General features: G+C 37.6%; 12 protein-coding genes. 3 read left to right on the plus strand and 9 right to left on the minus strand.

Translation table 11 applies throughout. The features are described from left to right. Positions 1-4 precede the first annotated feature (4 nt). The 6 genes from PQG52_RS10305 to cobW all read right to left on the minus strand — a co-directional run bounded on the left by PQG52_RS10305 (position 5) and on the right by cobW (position 7,554). Positions 5-718: a precorrin-2 C(20)-methyltransferase gene (locus tag PQG52_RS10305; RefSeq protein WP_271829390.1), complete on the minus strand. Its 714-nt coding sequence runs from the start codon at positions 716-718 to the stop codon at positions 5-7. 4 nt (positions 719-722) lie between these two features. Further along, positions 723-1,358 carry a precorrin-8X methylmutase gene (locus PQG52_RS10310; RefSeq protein ID WP_271829392.1) on the minus strand — a complete coding sequence of 212 codons (636 nt, stop codon included), beginning with the start codon at positions 1,356-1,358 and terminating at the stop codon, positions 723-725. A gap of 15 nt (positions 1,359-1,373) precedes the next feature. After that, positions 1,374-2,579, minus strand: a complete 1,206-nt coding sequence (cobG, locus tag PQG52_RS10315) for a precorrin-3B synthase (protein WP_271829393.1) — start codon at positions 2,577-2,579, stop codon at positions 1,374-1,376. Between the two features lie 3 nt (positions 2,580-2,582). Beyond that, positions 2,583-5,924, minus strand: a complete 3,342-nt coding sequence (gene cobN, locus PQG52_RS10320) for a cobaltochelatase subunit CobN (RefSeq protein ID WP_271829394.1) — start codon at positions 5,922-5,924, stop codon at positions 2,583-2,585. 32 nt (positions 5,925-5,956) lie between these two features. Next, positions 5,957-6,442, minus strand: coding sequence for a hypothetical protein (locus tag PQG52_RS10325; RefSeq protein WP_271829395.1), 486 nt, complete (start codon positions 6,440-6,442; stop codon positions 5,957-5,959). Positions 6,443-6,522: 80 nt separating this feature from the next. Then, positions 6,523-7,554 (minus strand): cobalamin biosynthesis protein CobW, encoded by a 1,032-nt coding sequence (gene cobW, locus PQG52_RS10330; protein ID WP_271829397.1) that lies wholly within the window; start codon positions 7,552-7,554, stop codon positions 6,523-6,525. A gap of 974 nt (positions 7,555-8,528) precedes the next feature. Between cobW and PQG52_RS10335 the strand changes: the two genes are divergently transcribed. Then, positions 8,529-9,986 (plus strand): carbohydrate porin, encoded by a 1,458-nt coding sequence (locus PQG52_RS10335; protein WP_271829398.1) that lies wholly within the window; start codon positions 8,529-8,531, stop codon positions 9,984-9,986. A gap of 189 nt (positions 9,987-10,175) precedes the next feature. Here the strand turns inward: PQG52_RS10335 and PQG52_RS10340 are convergent, their stop codons facing one another. Then, positions 10,176-10,424, minus strand: a complete 249-nt coding sequence (locus PQG52_RS10340) for a hypothetical protein (protein ID WP_271829399.1) — start codon at positions 10,422-10,424, stop codon at positions 10,176-10,178. A 523-nt stretch (positions 10,425-10,947) separates the two neighbouring features. Between PQG52_RS10340 and PQG52_RS10345 the strand changes: the two genes are divergently transcribed. Continuing rightward, a complete protein-coding gene (locus PQG52_RS10345) occupies positions 10,948-12,393 on the plus strand; it encodes a catalase (protein WP_271801847.1) in 1,446 nt (481 codons plus the stop codon). Positions 12,394-12,505: 112 nt separating this feature from the next. Next, the gene (gene yiaY, locus PQG52_RS10350; protein WP_271829400.1) at positions 12,506-13,654 is read left to right on the plus strand and encodes an L-threonine dehydrogenase; all 1,149 of its coding nucleotides are present in this window, start codon (positions 12,506-12,508) and stop codon (positions 13,652-13,654) included. A 55-nt stretch (positions 13,655-13,709) separates the two neighbouring features. Here the strand turns inward: yiaY and PQG52_RS10355 are convergent, their stop codons facing one another. Next, the gene (locus PQG52_RS10355; protein ID WP_271829401.1) at positions 13,710-14,381 is read right to left on the minus strand and encodes a hypothetical protein; all 672 of its coding nucleotides are present in this window, start codon (positions 14,379-14,381) and stop codon (positions 13,710-13,712) included. Positions 14,382-14,496: 115 nt separating this feature from the next. After that, entirely contained in the window at positions 14,497-16,746 is a 2,250-nt protein-coding gene (locus PQG52_RS10360; RefSeq protein WP_271829402.1) for a beta-glucosidase, read from the minus strand. Between the last annotated feature and the right edge of the window lie 6 nt (positions 16,747-16,752).

Below are 16,752 nucleotides of genomic sequence, written 5' to 3' on the forward strand. Positions count from 1 at the left end.
AGCGTTAAGATCCAGCAATCAAAATTAAAGAGAAATACGGCGCTTTAGGTTCTGTGTAGTGTGTTAGAGGCATCATTTTCTCTGCAGCTTGAGTGCCACGTTCAATATAAATGGCTTTATCAATTAAACCTGTTTCTTGTAAGGCTTGTTTTACTTTGGATAAATTACGCCCCATTTTCATAATCACAGCCGCATTACAAAGACGAAGTTTAGCAATAAGCTCTTCCAAAGGTAATGTCGCAGGCAAAACAGTGAGCGTCTGTTCATATTTCACGATCGGTAATTGAGCCGCGCTCCAACATCCACTCATCGCTGTAATACCTGGGACAATATGCGTCGTATAATTGGGCTGTAATCGTTCTAAAATATACATAGCTGAGCCATATAGCAAAGGATCGCCTTCACATAACAACACAACATCTTGATTTTTTTGTAGATATTGCTCGATCGTTTTTGCTGACTGATCGTAAAATAAACAAAGAGCCTGCTTATATTCATCACTTTGATGAGGAATTTCGGTCGTGATGGGATATTCAAAACGCAATTCGTAATGATGTGAAGTTAACATATCATCCGCAATTTTTCTTGCGTGACCAATTTCACCTTTTTTAGCAAAATAGGCATAAAGCGTGGTTTGTCGTAAAATTCGTTCTGACTTCCGTGTTACCAACTCAGGATCGCCCGGGCCCATGCCCAGAATATATAAATGCCCATGCATCCCTTTATATTTCCTGTTTCTGTGCCAACGCATTAATTGCAGCTACCGCCATCGCACTACCCCCTTGACGATCCTTCACAATCAAATAAGGGACTTTTCCCCATTCTGCCAAAGCATCTTTTGATTCCATTGCCCCCACAAAACCAACAGGAACCCCAATAATCGCCGCAGGATATGGAATTTTCTTTGCTTCCAAAAGATTGATTAAATGAAATAAGGTCGTTGGGGCATTTCCAATTACAACCACCGCGCCTTCCAAAGCATCTCCCCATAAGTGAATCGCAGCCGCGGAACGCGTATTTTGTAAAGTTTGTGCAAGCATTGGCGTATCAGGATGGTTTAATGTGCAAATAATTTCATTATTTTTAGGTAATCGCCGTTTCGTAATTCCATGCGCCACCATCTCGGCATCACAAAAAATCGGTTTGCCTTGTTGTAAAGCATTCTCTGTCGCGGTAATGACATCTGGATGAAACATAAGTTGTTCAGTAATTTCAATACGACCACAGGCATGAATAATCCGCACAGCAATCCTCGCTTGATCTTCTGTAAATTTGGATAGATTAGCTTCACGACGAATGGTTGCGAAAGATTGCTTATAAATTGCTTGTCCATCATGGATATAGTCATATAAAGGCATCAATAACTACTTTTCTTAATGAGAAGAAAGAAATTCTGTTTGTAGCAAATTGATAATTTCTGTCAATTTGAGATTTTGATAAGGCGTTTCTTGATCGGCTTTACCATTAAAGATCAGATTATATCCTTCTTTCGTCGCACAGAGGGTAATAGGATTTATCTGAGGTGAAGCACAGCCTTTGGCGCAGCCAGATATATGAATCATGCTTTTCTGATTTTTCCAAATTGGAACCAAAGAAGAAACAGCGTCCATCGTTGCTTGTTGTCCTTGTATACAAAATGGTTTTCCTGGACATGTTGTCATATACAATCTGGGATCGTCTTGGGTAATTATGAAATCAGAAAGAGCAGGCAAAGCCTCTGGAGAACAATGAGGCAAAATAATGCTACGCCATGGTGTAAAGCGAATAGTCCTGTTTCCATATTGATCTGCTATAGCTGCCAAATGCAATAACTGACTTGCCCTCAACAATCCAAAAGGAACCCCTAAATGAACGATTGATGTTGCAGAAAGCTGCGATGAACCAATTGGTAAAGCATTATGTTGATGAATATTTATATACTTAATGGTTGGGTGAAAATTTTGCTGTAAATAAAGTTGCACATTTCCTGAGTTTAATAAGCGTTTTAACTGATGCTTCCTACAAAATTGTATGATTCCTAAGATGATTTTGACTAAGTCTTGGCGTGAACATTGTATAACTTGTTCGTTCTGCCCAAGTTGAATAATCCAATGCCCCTCATAAAATCGAATATTCACATCTGCATAAATGTTTTGTAATCCGTAATACTCTCCACCATCAATCAAAAAGCTGAATTTTCCTGTTAAAGGGTGAATATCTGGATGATCTTCTAATCCATTTTGTAATTCAACCGCAATAGCATAGGCTTCAGGATTCCGGGAGGAATCAAGATCCCACAACGGCGAGATCATAATATTGCGCTTTTCCTCCATCATCGCATCATTTGATCCCAAATGTGCTTTGATAATCCGAGGGATAGCAAGATCAATATTCTCACGCGTGAACCCACGCAATTGTAAATTTCCTTTTTGGGAAAGGTTTATATATCCATTCCCGTATTGTTCAGATAATTCCGCAATAATCTTTGCTTGTTCGCTGGTCATTGAGGAAAAAAAAGGTTTAATCCTACACAGGAAACCATCCCCTGTTTCCATCGGCTTATACAAAGAAGGACACCATCCTCGACGAATATGATTCATGTCTTATTCTTCGTCCAAGATCATTGCCACGCTGTTTGAACGCGGATGCCATAACCCACGGTCTCGTGCTTCTTTAAAACGATTTTGTATGGATTTTTTAGCTTCTTTATTGGCGTGTTCTAAAAAATTATTCACCGTTTCATTCCCTAACGTTGCTTCAAAAACCAAATTAAACTGTTGATCAAAACGGTGGGATAACGTTGCTGCAAAACCAAATAAAGCATCGACTGAACGTGCTATTTCCGCAGCCCCTCGATAATGATGCTTCATCATAGAATTAATCCAAACAGGATTAGCAACGCGCCCTCGTGTAATGCGATTGACCTCTTCCACCAACAATCGGATTTTAGGCGTTTCTGCTTTGGAAGTATCGGCATGATATAAAGCTGGGCGATTATCAAATAGCTCGGCTGCGGCTGCAAATCCCCCTTCGTGAGCGGCATAATCAGGACTATCTAATAAATCAATTTCAGCATGATCTTGACTATGGAAAAAGGCTTGCGTCGTTTTTAATCGATCAGAAAGCCCTTCTTGGTTATATTCCCCCGCTTTATCTCGACCATAAGCATAGGCAGAGTTCTTTAACCATGATTCACCAAGCTCTTTTTTCTCTTGCCAATTGCCAATCGTTAAAGGTTGCTCAATTCCTGTGCCATAAGTACCCTGAGCCGTACCAAATATACGCGTTAATACCTGATGTTTATCTTGATCAGGTGTCGTTTGATAAAGACCTGCCAACGGATTCCATTCCGCAGGTTCTTCTCTTTTTGCAATTGCTTCAACGGTTTGATCAAAATTATTGATTTGTGCTTCGAATGCATCTCTGAAAAAACCAGAAATTCGCAAAGTTACATCTACACGCGGTCGATCCATCTCTGGCAAAGGAATAATCTCTATGGCATGCACTCTGCCTGATGTTGGGTCCCATAACGGTTTGGCACCCATCAGAATATAAGCCAAAGCAAGGTCTTCACCGCCAGTTCTAAGGTTCGTGCTTCCCCATAAATCGATGACAAGATGGCGCAAATGATCGCCATTTTCTTGCATATATCGCAGCAATAATTGTTCGGCTGCTTTTTGCGCCAACAAATAAGCGGTTTGAGTGGGAATAGATCGTGGATCAACTGTATATAAATTACGCCCTGTTGGTAAAACATCCAAGCGTCCTCGTGTGGGCGCACCCGCAGGGCCTGGTGCTATAAACTGCCCTGATAATGCGTTTAACAGAGCCGATTTTTCTTGCTCTGCACATTGGCCAAGTTTTTGTTCAAGTTCATGAATTTTGCCAGGCGCATAGGCTTTGATATTCTCTAAAAGTTGATCTTTTTTGACTGGAGGCATGCCAAAAATATGCAAGCCTTCTCTGATCTGTAAATCTTTCACATCGCATAAATACGCATCAAGATGGCTTAGCGCAATTTCATCGCCAGTTTCCTGACGGTTAATGCCAGTTTCACTTAGTAACCCGCAAGTTTCCGCCTTATCTAAAATCGCACCAATAAGAAGCTGACTACGCCTGCGATCCAATCCATCCGCCTCGGCATAATCGTCAATTAGCCGTTCTAATTCCGCTGCCTCACCACTTAATATCGCTTTATTCACAGGGGGGGTCAAATGACCAATCGTCACAGCACCCAGTCGTCTTTTCGCACATGCGGCTTCACCTGGATTATTGACAATAAAAGGATAAATCACTGGCACCCCACGCAATAAAGCAGCAGGCGCACAATTCTCGGATAAAGCAGTTGCTTTGCCAGGCAACCATTCCATCGTGCCATGCGTGCCAAGATGAATCATTGCATCAATCTTCTGCTTTTGTCGTAACCATAAATAAGTGGCAATATAACCATGCGATGGTGGCGTATCTGGATCATGATATAAAGTTTTATGATTGTTTAATGTGGCACGTTCAGGTTGAATAGCAATAATAATATTTCCAAGGGTAAAATGACGTAAACTAAAGCACCCATTTTGAACGGTTTCATCATCTTCGATCAGAGGCCAGGTTTTTAAAACAGTGTCTTGAAACGCTACCGGAAGTTCAGAAAAAAGTTGTTTATACTCATCAATCGTTAAAATAACAGAAGCTGCTTTTTGACATAAACTATCGGTTAACTCGGTGATCGAAAGAATAGGCTCGGAAAGCTCATATTGCTCCTCTTTTAACCATTGTAAAATATAGTACAAGCTGGCAAAACTATCCAATCCCACCGCATGTCCTTCTTGGCCACCAACACCAGGATAATTGGATAAGAATAACGCTATTTTTTTATCTTTGTTTGCTTTCGTGGCAAGGTTCATCCATCCCATCACACGATCAGCAACCAGTTCAATTCCTGCGGGATAAGGATCATACTGGATTTGATCATTTGTCTCTTTTTTGAACCCAATAGCTGTCGTTAATAACTTTCCATCCAACTCTGGCAATACGACCTGCATCGCAAGATCGGTTTGAGACAAACCACGAAAGCTGCTTTCCCATAATTCTTTTGTATTTCCTGGTTGTAAAACTTGTAACACAGGCACGTTTGTTTGTTTAAAAAGCGAGAATTCTGCATCTTGTTGAATAGAGAAATAAGTCGCATTAACGATGACTTTTGGATTGATTTTAAGAAAAAAATCTGCAACCCAGCAAGAAACCATCGGATCTTTTAAAGAAGAAATATAGACCCCTTTGATATTGACATTTTTCTCGGCAAGCTGAGCAGCCAATGCAGCAATGGGCTGGATATTATCAGCCAATAAATGCGTGCGATAAAATAAAATAATGACAATTGGCTGATTTTCTTTTTCGGGCAATGAGAAGGAATATTCGCCGACCATTGGTAGATTTTCAGGGGTGGCTTGATAGGATTTTTGTGCAAGATAATGTGTTGTTAGTTGCAAGATATGCATAAAATTATCAATCCCGCCTTCATAAAAGAACCGTTTATATTGCGCTAATAATAAAGGAGGGAGCGTGCAAAGCATATCTAATTTTGGATCATCATATCCTTCACCCGAAAGAACCAATAAAGGGATGTGATGGGCTTTACAAGTGGCAACCACTTCCTCTGTGCCATAGCGCCAATATTCAATGCCACCCAACAGCCGAAGGATCACAAATTTTGCTTTTTTTAAGGTCTCTTCAACATAAATATCCACCGACATTGGATGACGAAGCCGCTTTAAAGGCACCAATCGAATGGAAGCATTTTGAAACTCTGACTTTTCCAAACAATGCCCCATGATATTGAGGTCACTGTCTGAAAAAGATAAAAACAAAATATCCGCTGGCTCGTGTTGCAAATCCTCAGCAGGCGCTTGCTCATCCAAAGTTTTAATTTCACGAACCAGTAAATGCATTTAGAGTCTCTTTTAAAATATTAAGTAACTCATTAAAAAAACGTCCAACCTTTAACATTTTCAAATTGAATATACGGTTTTATTTTTGTTTCAAGATCCATAAGGTTTTTCTCAAACTCCCTCAAAGCATTCACAGAATCTTTGTGAAAAATATCCGAATTAACTTTACTTCTATTCGCATTTTGGCTGATATATTCTCGATAACCCTCAATTATACCACCATTTCTGTGCATTTTAGTTAAAATTTCATAAATAACATCATCTTCTTTAAAAAGAAATTGTGCTTCCCTACACGATTTCATTAACTCGTATGTATACTTTGCTATTTCCTCAGGTTGTTTTTTATAAAGTGCCCGATAACAATTTAACGCAGTTACATAAATGTTAAAACGCCGTTCGTATAAATCAAGTTTGACTTTTGCACTCGCTATTTTCATTTGAGAATAGGCAATAATACAAGTAATCATACCTATAAAACCAGTTGAAATAGCTACAGCTAAAGTGACATAATTACCCATTTTCTTTAGCCTTTCTTAAAATAAATCACATTTAATAGCTATTTCGTTTTGTTTTGATAATAACTAAAACTACTCAAACACTATTGCAACGCAGCTTGAATAGCATCTTGATCTATCCCTGTTTCGCCAATAATAATCAATTTACTCTCACGACTTTCATCTGCACGCCATGCGCGATCAAAATGATAGTTAAATCGCTGTCCTACACCGTGAATTTCTAAACGCATAGGTTTGTTGGCAATATTCACATAACCTTTGATCCGTAGAATATCATGTGTATTGGCAACTTGGATTAATTTTTGAACCAATGTTTCTGGATTATCCGCAGTTGGAATCGTTACCACAAAACTGGTGAAATCATCATGCTCGTGATCTTCACCTTCCCCATCATGGTGAGATGGACGAGACTGTAAATCATCTTCTGCACCCGCATTAATACCCAAAATAATTTCAGGATCAAGTTTTCCATTCGATGCTTGGATGATTTTAACTGCTTTAGGAATTTCTTTTTGAATATCTTGCGTTAATTGTTGTGCTTGTTCTGGTGTAATTAAATCAATTTTATTTAAAATAATCAAATCAGCAGAACAAAGTTGATCTTCAAAAACTTCATGCAAAGGATTATCATGGTCCAAAGAAGGATCTTCCGCCCGTTGCTGTGCCACGGCCTCAGGATCATCCGCAAATTGTCCAGCTATTACTGCAGGAGAATCAACTAAAGTCACCACACCATCAACGGTCATTCTGGTTTTAATACTTGGCCAATTAAACGCTTTGATTAAAGGCTTTGGCAATGCCAATCCAGAAGTCTCAATAATAATATGCTCTGGTGGATCTTCGCGATCAAGTAAAGCTTCCATCGTTGGCAAAAACTCATCGGCGACTGTGCAACAAATACACCCATTTGCCAATTCCACGATGTTATCTTCGGTGCAGCCAGGAACACCACAATTTTTTAAAATATCCCCATCAATGCCCAAGGAGCCAAATTCATTCACAATAATCGCTATTCTTTTATGCGTTGTTTTTTCCATTAAAGAACGCAACAATGTGGTTTTTCCTGCACCTAGAAAACCAGAAATAATGGTGGCGGGAATACGAGTAGATTGCATCTGTTGATCCTGTCTTTGTCAGTAAAATATTAATCAATGAAGTTTACTGTTTTTATGTCGGGAATAAAAGAGAGGATTACCATGTAATTTTTAAAGAAACATGTATTCATTATTCTATGGAAAAAATTGCTAACTGCGATTTTATATTGTTGTTTCACATTATTTTATAGATAGGTAATTTTTTCCCAGTTATATTTACTTTTTAAAATCATTTTCATAAATAAAATCATAACAGTCTAACAATTTTCATTTTGGTTGCTTCCTTACAAAACGATTATACAACATAATGATGGAATTATCCCTCGGTCTATCTCTGAAGATCAATTTAATAATATTGACTGGTTTACCCAATATTGCTCTGAAAACTTCTTAAATTCAATTACGTATCTTCCCCCTGAACAACATTGGAACAAAGACATCCTCTTTTTTGGAAACTATGATTCAAATTCTATTACTATTTCTTATAAATATCATCAAATCCGTGAAATTTATTGCAGAATAGATATTCGATCATCTTATACCGAAATAGTGAATAAGATTAATAATACCGTTCAGTTAGGTTCATTGATTACATTCAATGACTCATTAAAAATTATTGGTAATACAGAACATTCTCTGCTTGATGCAATCGAAGAGTATTCTGAATATACTGTAAGGTTTTTTAAAGAAAGAATATCAAATATACAATGATTACATTTTCAGAGAAAGCTTTGATATTTATAATCTTACTGGATCAATATTGTAAAACTTCAAAAATTCTTTAACCAGTAAGTATTTAATTTCTTGTTCAAGAAACGATTATATTTATTGCATAAATAGAATGTAATTATAGCAATTATATTACTATAAATAAATATATTTTAAAATTTCAATAAAAGTGATTTGAAGTCAAATATGCAAATGTTACTTTTATAACAAGGGTATTCCTTTATTACTTGCTGCATAAATTAACATTTCATTATGGGTTGATCTGTATGGTTACTAAATATTGTCTGAGAACTGTATATATATATTCTGCTTTTCTATTAAGCTGTCATTTTACTACGAGTGCATTTGCAAAAACAGATTTTGCAACGAATAAAGACAACATAACAGGGGCACAAACTTCCAAAGATAAAGAATCCATTATCAAAAATAATGTTACCCCACCCGCAGAACCCATACCTTATCATATTGATACAGCCTTTGACCCGGACGAAGAATTATTTTTTACGGGGGCAAATAAATATCTAGAGCAATATGGTGTACAATTTGGGCTGAGCTACATCGGTGAAACCGTCGGTGTGGTTCGTGGTGGTAAGAAAAAAGGGGCTGATTATGCGCACGAAGTTGAATTTGCATTGGATATGGATTGGGACAAATTGATTGGTTGGAAAGGATTTTCAACCCATTTAATTTTAATGAATCTTGCGGGACGAAATGCTAGCACAGATTATGTTGGCGACCCATTCATGCAAGCCCAAGAAATCTATGGCAGCAGTAACGATCGTTTTTTACGCCTATATAATTTATATGCAGAACAAGCATTATGGAATAATAAAATTAACTTAAAAGTAGGACGTTTTAATCCAGGTGATGATTTTGCCGTCAGTCCCTTTGCCTGTGAATATGTTACTGCTTCGACCTGTAATCAGATGACCAGTATGGGTTCACAACAAGGATATTCCGCATGGCCAAACAATGTATGGTCAGGCAGGATAATATATAATTTTTCTGAACAATTTAGCTTTGCAGTTGGTGCATATGAAAGCACCCCCTTTGGTGAAACAGGACAAGGCGGCTCAGCAGGACTATCATGGGGAACGAAACATGCGACAGGCGCCTTTATTCCCGTTGAATTTAGCTATATCTCTAATTTTGGCAAGAAACAATTAAATGGATATTATCATATTGGTGCTGGGTATGATACCACCAAATATGATACTTGGTCATCTCAAGTTTCGGAAACTGGCAAAAGGGACAATGCTTCACAATATTGGATCATGTTTGGACAAATGATCTACAGAAACGACCCAATGGACAATCATGGTTTATATGTCTTAGCCAATTGGAACCATCAGTCTCCATCTACAAGCAGTTTCAAAGATTTTTATAATATTGGTTTGCTAGATCGTGGTTTTTGGCATGCACGGCCTTATGACCAAATTGGATTTATGATGACCTATTATACCATTCCACGCTCTTTAAGACGTGCACAACGTTATCAAATGTCCCAAGGAACCACCTTTATGGAAAATGGCACGTTCAGCCTATTGAATAATGCCGAAGCCGCACAAACGAATGCTATGGTATTTGAAGTTAACTATGGCGCGGCGGTATATAGAGGAATTAAAGTTATGCCCGTTTTTGAATATTTTCATAAAGTTGGAGCCTACAAAAATTTGTATAATGATGCTGTCGTGCTGGGTGTTCACGTAAACGTTGTCTTTTAATAAAAAGATTGACCTCAACACAATTAAGATAAACAAAATATCATTGTATCTTGTTTATCTTAACTTTTATTTTTGTTATTGGCATTGATTGTTTTCTTGAAATACACTGACTCTACTTTCTAGAACATTCCGTTTTAAATAAGCAGCTCTTTTCAAGCGACCTTTTTTTTGCTCTATTTGTCCAAGTATTCATTTAGTTCCCGTATCATCAGATATATTCGTCGTAGGCGACAAGTAATGTTGACCCACAATTGTAATATTTTTATCGAATAAATGAATTGCCTTTTGATAATGTCCAGTAGCTAACAAATCATTTGCTACTTTCAAATCGGCAAGTATACCAAGGAATTGCTGGCAACTTAACTGTTTTTGTGAGGCTTTGGAAATAACAGATAATTGAGGGAAAGAAGCATTGTGATATATTGCTATATAATCCATGATTATTCCTTTATAAATATAATTTAATATAATCGATTTAGTCTTAACCACACGACATCTTGCTAATTTAAAATACGCAAGCCATTTTCTGTACCATGGAATCACATCGGTTCCTAATAATGACAAGATAACGTTGCATCTTTATCTTGTATAAAATATTTTCATCCCCACACAACGTGATACTTTACAAAAAAAAATATTTTAAAATTTGAATCTCAGTGTGAATTAAACATTAAAACTACTGAAAAAATTTATTCATTTTAAATCGTTTTATCAATCACAGGTTGATTCAAAGACAAGAATACTATTTAATTGTAAAAAGATATATTTTATAATAATTGCATGATAGTAATATATAAAATATATTTATTACAGATACATATACAATGATCTTTATCGTGATCGTCAATAATCCATATTTAATTTTTTCGTTTGATTAAATAGAACAAAACTTTATCATCAATGATGTCAAGAAATAATACCGACTGCTTTCTTTATTAAAAACAACCTAAGGAGCATACCAATGAGTAAAAAACTTACAGGTGCCAGTGGTACCCCAATCGCAGATAATCAAAACTCTCGCTCAGCTGGGCCCAGAGGCCCAGTCCTTATCGATGATTTTCATTTGATCGAAAAATTAGCACATTTTAATCGTGAAAATATTCCAGAACGTCGTGTCCACGCCAAAGGCGCAGGTGCGCATGGTACATTCACAGTGACCAAAGATATCTCAAAATATACTTCTGCAAAATTATTTGATACAATTGGTAAGAAAACCCCTATTCTCTCACGTTTTTCGACTGTTGGTGGGGAAAGAGGATCTGCAGATACTGCCCGTGATCCCCGTGGATTTTCGCTTAAATTTTATACCGAAGAAGGCAACTGGGATATTGTTGGAAACAACACGCCTGTATTCTTTATTCGTGACGCGATTAAATTTCCAGACTTCATCCATACACAAAAAAGAGTGCCTCAAACAAATCTCAAAGATCCGAATATGATGTGGGATTTCTTCTCTCTCTCCCCCGAAGCATTACACCAAGTCACGATCCTATTCTCTGATCGTGGGATTCCTGATGGGTTCAGATTTATGCATGGTTACGGCAGCCATACCTACAGTTTGATTAACAAAGACGGTGTTAGAACATGGGTGAAATGGCATTTCAGAACACAACAAGGGATCAAAAACCTTGATCCTAAAAAAGCCGCTGAATTAGATGGCAGCAACCCTGATTACGCAACCGAAGACTTGTTTAATGCCATTGAAAAGGGTGATTATCCGAAATGGGGTGTCTATATTCAAATTATGACAGAAGAACAAGCAAAAAATCACAAAGATAATCCTTTTGACGTGACCAAAGTATGGTCTCAAAAAGAATTTCCTTTGCATGAGGTTGGTTTTTTTGAATTAAACCGTAACCCAGAAAATTATTTTGCCGAGATCGAGCAAGCTGCCTTTGCACCAAGCAATGTAATTCCTGGCACAGGCCTTTCCCCTGATAAAATGCTTCAAGGTCGTGTATTTGCCTATGCGGATGCTCAACGTTATCGTATTGGTACCAATTACCAACAATTACCAATTAACGCGCCCAAATGCCCTTATGCAAATTATCAACGTGATGGTGCAATGCGTTTTGATAGTAATGGTGGTTCAAGCCTAAATTACGAGCCAAACAGCGACCCCAATGCCCCTAAACAAACCAATGATCCAAATCCATTATTTCCTGCTGATCTTTCTGGGGCAGCTGGTATCTATGACAACAGAACTGATGGCGATTACTATAGTTATCCCGCAGCATTATTTAAATTAATGAATGCAGATCAAAAAGAACTGCTGATCAATAATATTGCTGAGTCTTTGCAATCAGTTAAAAAAGAAACTGTGGAACGTGTGTTGGCACATTTTGTAAAAATTGATCCAGAATATGGCAATGGCATTGCAAAAAAACTGAACATAACACTTAAATAATTATCGTCTATATTAGAATATACGAATCAAATTTTCGTATATTCTATAAAATTATCCAAAAATGTTGTATGATTACTACGTAACTTAGATAAATTACAAAGGACAAATATCTATGAGTACCACATTTTTTATCCCTTCAGTCAACGTTATTGGGGAAAATGCTTTAAGCGATGCCGTGCCACATATCCAAGGTTACGGCTTTAAACACGGGTTAATCGTGACAGATACTTTCATGAATAAATCTGGTGCGGCACAACAAGTTTCTGACTTGCTTGGAAAAGTAGGCATTAAAACATCCGTCTATGATGGAACCAACCCAAACCCAACCGTAACAAATGTGAATGATGGGCTAAAAATCCTTAAAGCAAATAACTGTGATTTTGTTATTTCTCTTGGGGGTGGATCGCCTCACGATTGTGCAAAAGGGATTGCCCTTCTTGCAACAAATGGTGGGGAAATCAAAGATTATGAAGGTTTAGACGTTCCCAAGAAACCTCAACTCCCACTTGTCTCGATCAACACAACTGCTGGCACTGCCAGTGAAATTACTCGTTTCTGTATTATTACTGATGAAGTGCGCCATATTAAAATGGCAATTGTGACTTCTCAGGTCACCCCTATTTTATCTGTGAATGATCCTGCACTAATGGCTGGTATGCCTGCTGGACTGACTGCTGCGACGGGTATGGATGCATTAACCCATGCTGTGGAAGCTTATGTTTCTATTGCTGCATCCCCAATTACTGATGCTTGTGCATTAAAAGCAGCCACTTTGATTTCTGAAAACCTACGCACCGCTGTTAAAGACGGCACAAATATGGTTGCACGTGAAAACATGGCTTATGCACAATTATTAGCTGGTATGGCATTTAACAATGCTTCATTGGGCTATGTTCATGCGATGGCTCACCAATTAGGTGGCTTTTATGGTCTTCCTCATGGTGTATGTAATGCGGTTCTTCTTCCTCATGTCGAAGAATATAACGCACCAAAATGTGCTGGTCGCCTAAAAGACATCGCCAAAGCAATGGGTGTAAATGTTGATAATATGAGTGACGAAGAAGGGGCAAAAGCTTGTATTGCCGCTATTCGTGCATTGTCAAAAGATGTCAATATTCCTGCAAACTTAACCGAACTTAAAGTCAAAGTAGAAGATATCCCAACATTGGCAACAAACGCATTAAAAGATGCTTGTGCGGTTACAAACCCTCGTGTGGGTAACCAAGCAGAAGTTGAAGCAATCTTCAAATCTGCGATGTAATTTTTAATTACATAAGTTAGTAAAGAGCGTCATATTCGAGAGAGTATGGCGTTTTTTATGATATTTGTATTTGTGGTATAATTATAGTTTCTAATTGTGCTTTTGTAATGTCAATTTTTTTCAGTTGTTGTTCTATACGATTATCATGAAAGTTACATAATCCCTTAAATATATTATAATCAGTAGGATTATATTCATATGAGCTAGAATGATTAAACTTTTTATCCTTGAAATATGAGCTTCCACATTTATATACAACACCGCTAGAAGCATCAAAAGTCCGATTTATACTTTCTTCCCATCTAAATCGGGTATTCTCTATATCTACCATATCATTTTTCATAGTTGCGATATGATCTACAATGAAAGTATTTTGACCAAAAGAGTAAAAAATCTCTTCAGAGATTGAAAGCAATTTACTTCTAGCATCAAAAAATATGTTGTCAGAAATATTCACCTTTGAATGATCTTTAAAAAAGAAATAAGCCTCATTCCACCGTTTAAATACTTCATACCTTCTATCTCGAATATCTAATTCAACTTTCTTCTGGGCAATATCGGCTTGTTGCTTCTCCAAAGCTAATTGCATCTGAGATATTTTACTTTGACGCTTTGATATTATAAATTGGCCGAAAGCAATCGCTATACCAAAAACACTAATAATAATAGGGCCAATTGCCTTAATAACATTAATCCATAAATACAAAGACGACATAGAAATATTCATTTATTTACTCTTTTCAAATCAAAAGTAGCTTCACTCAATTATAAACGATACCATAACAAAATAGCCACGGCTAAGATAACCGTGGCTACATAAAATAACTCAACAAAAAAATAAATTAATCAGCCAGATTCATTTTATTAATATGAACCGTTGTTTTCACGCCTTCATTAGAAAGTGCGTCAGGTTTCACAGCAATCGTATAAGTACCTGCTGGTAATTCCCAATGATGGGCTTTGGGTTCATAATTCGCAATCGCTTGTAAAGCCAATGGAATTGAAACTGTTTTTGTTTCCCCTGCCTTTAACGCAACTTTATCAAATCCAAGCAAACGACTGGTTGTGCCATCTGGTATCGTGCCATATACCTGAACCGCATCCGCACCATCTTTGTTACCTGTATTTTCAACCGTAACTTCGGCTGTCATAGTTGGGTTTTTACCAGATAAATTATTATTCAAGGTGATCTTGTTGTATTTAAATGTCGAATAAGATAATCCATATCCAAATGGATAAAGTGGCGTAATCTTTTTATCTTGATACCAGCGATAGCCAACATTGGCTTTGTCGACATCCAAACTAAAAGTCTTAATGCCTGATAAATCAGGCTTATCTTCTTTTACAGGATCATCTTCGTTCCATCTTTGCCCAGCATTGGTAATTTTAGGATATGGAACTTGTGCCAAAGATTTAGGCCAGGTAATAGTTAAACGCCCAGATGGATTGACTTTACCAAATAAAATATTAGCAATCGCTGTCCCGCCAGAGGTTCCTGGATACCAAGCTTCAACCACTGCATCGACGTTATTTAACCAAGGCATTTCAACAGGATTTCCTGTTTCCAAAACAACTATAACGGGTTTTCCTGCTTTAGCAACCGCTTCAATTAACAGATTTTGATTGCCAGGCAAGCTCATATCTGCATTATCGAAACTTTCAGCACTCCATTTGGTTGCAAATATAATCACAACATCTGATTGGCTGGCTAATTTAACCGCTTCATCAATATTGTTTCCTTCAGCAAATTGTATCTTAGCCTTTGGAGCCAATGCTTGAATTGCTTTCATGGGTGAGGATGGGAAATAAGATGCAGGACCAGGCCATGTTTGCATACTGGTAGGATCAGTAATATTCCCCCCTCTTGCTGTGACTTGAGAAGAACCACCACCAGACAGAACACCTTTATCAGCTTTACCACCAATAATCGCAATATTCTTCACTGTTGCTGCTAATGGTAAAATATTCTGTTTATTTTGAAGGAGTACAATCCCATTTTCTGCGACTTTCTGTGAAATAGCCTCATGCGCAGCGACATCTTCGGATTGAGTCGACTTTACGGCTGGATGGTCATAAGCTCCAACTTGAATTAACCCATATAATACACGATATGCCATGTCATCAAGACGGCTTTGTGGAACCTCACCTTTAGCAATGGCTTCTTTTAAATCTTTACCAAAATAGATCTTATTATCAAACTGGTCGGCAGCAGATTCTTGGTCTAATCCTGCATTGGCAGCTTTAACTGTACTATGACCCGCCCCCCAATCGGTCATAATATATCCCTGATATCCCCATTCTTTTTTAGGAAGTTGTAATAAATAGCTATTTTCACAACTATAATCCCCATTCACTTTATTATAGGCACACATAATCGAACCAGGATTACCTTTTTTAATCGCAATTTCAAAAGCAAGTAAGTCTGATTCTCTTCCTTCTTTTTCACCAACCTTCATATCAATTTTTTTGCGGTTGGTTTCAATATTATTAAACGCAAGATGTTTAGCCGTTGAAACAACATGTTGACTTTGAACACCTTTTATTTGCTCTGCACCGATATTTCCTGCCAAGATCGGATCTTCGCCAAGATATTCAAAATTACGACCAATTCTTGGATCTCTGGTTAAGACCATACCACCGCCTAATAGAACATTAAAGCCACGATGAAATGCCTCTGCACCTGTCATCTTCCCCGCTTCATAAGCAAGGTTTCGATCAAATGTTCCAGACAAAATTTGACCACTTGGTAATGAAGTAGCAGCATCGTTTGGACGAATATGATTTGGATTAGTGACCCCTAGTCCAGCATCAGTGATTTGTTGTGCTGGGATACCTAATCTAGGGATACCCGCAACATAAGCTGCACTGCCCAGAGCGCCCTTGGGAATAGGTAAATGTTTAGACCCATTATCAACCGCATACTGACTAGCAACTAGTTGCAATTTTTCATCTTGTGTCATTGCCTTAACTAAGGCTTTTGCACGAGCTTCTGCGGAAAGAGATGTGTCTTTCCAACTTGCTTCTTCTGCATGTCCAATTGATGGAACACTAACAAGAATAGATGACAGTAAAAATAACTGAGATAATTTCACAAGAAT

Source organism: Commensalibacter communis (genome assembly GCF_947179105.1).
Classification (GTDB): Bacteria; Pseudomonadota; Alphaproteobacteria; order Acetobacterales; family Acetobacteraceae; genus Commensalibacter; species Commensalibacter communis.

Coding starts and splice junctions, on each gene's coding strand:
- PQG52_RS10305 (WP_271829390.1), bottom strand. CDS start 718: ATGCATGGGCATTTATATATTCTGGGCATGGGCCCGGGCGATCCTGAG.
- PQG52_RS10310 (WP_271829392.1), bottom strand. CDS start 1,358: ATGCCTTTATATGACTATATCCATGATGGACAAGCAATTTATAAGCAA.
- cobG (WP_271829393.1), bottom strand. CDS start 2,579: ATGAATCATATTCGTCGAGGATGGTGTCCTTCTTTGTATAAGCCGATG.
- cobN (WP_271829394.1), bottom strand. CDS start 5,924: ATGCATTTACTGGTTCGTGAAATTAAAACTTTGGATGAGCAAGCGCCT.
- PQG52_RS10325 (WP_271829395.1), bottom strand. CDS start 6,442: ATGGGTAATTATGTCACTTTAGCTGTAGCTATTTCAACTGGTTTTATA.
- cobW (WP_271829397.1), bottom strand. CDS start 7,554: ATGCAATCTACTCGTATTCCCGCCACCATTATTTCTGGTTTTCTAGGT.
- PQG52_RS10335 (WP_271829398.1), top strand. CDS start 8,529: ATGGTTACTAAATATTGTCTGAGAACTGTATATATATATTCTGCTTTT.
- PQG52_RS10340 (WP_271829399.1), bottom strand. CDS start 10,424: ATGGATTATATAGCAATATATCACAATGCTTCTTTCCCTCAATTATCT.
- PQG52_RS10345 (WP_271801847.1), top strand. CDS start 10,948: ATGAGTAAAAAACTTACAGGTGCCAGTGGTACCCCAATCGCAGATAAT.
- yiaY (WP_271829400.1), top strand. CDS start 12,506: ATGAGTACCACATTTTTTATCCCTTCAGTCAACGTTATTGGGGAAAAT.
- PQG52_RS10355 (WP_271829401.1), bottom strand. CDS start 14,381: ATGAATATTTCTATGTCGTCTTTGTATTTATGGATTAATGTTATTAAG.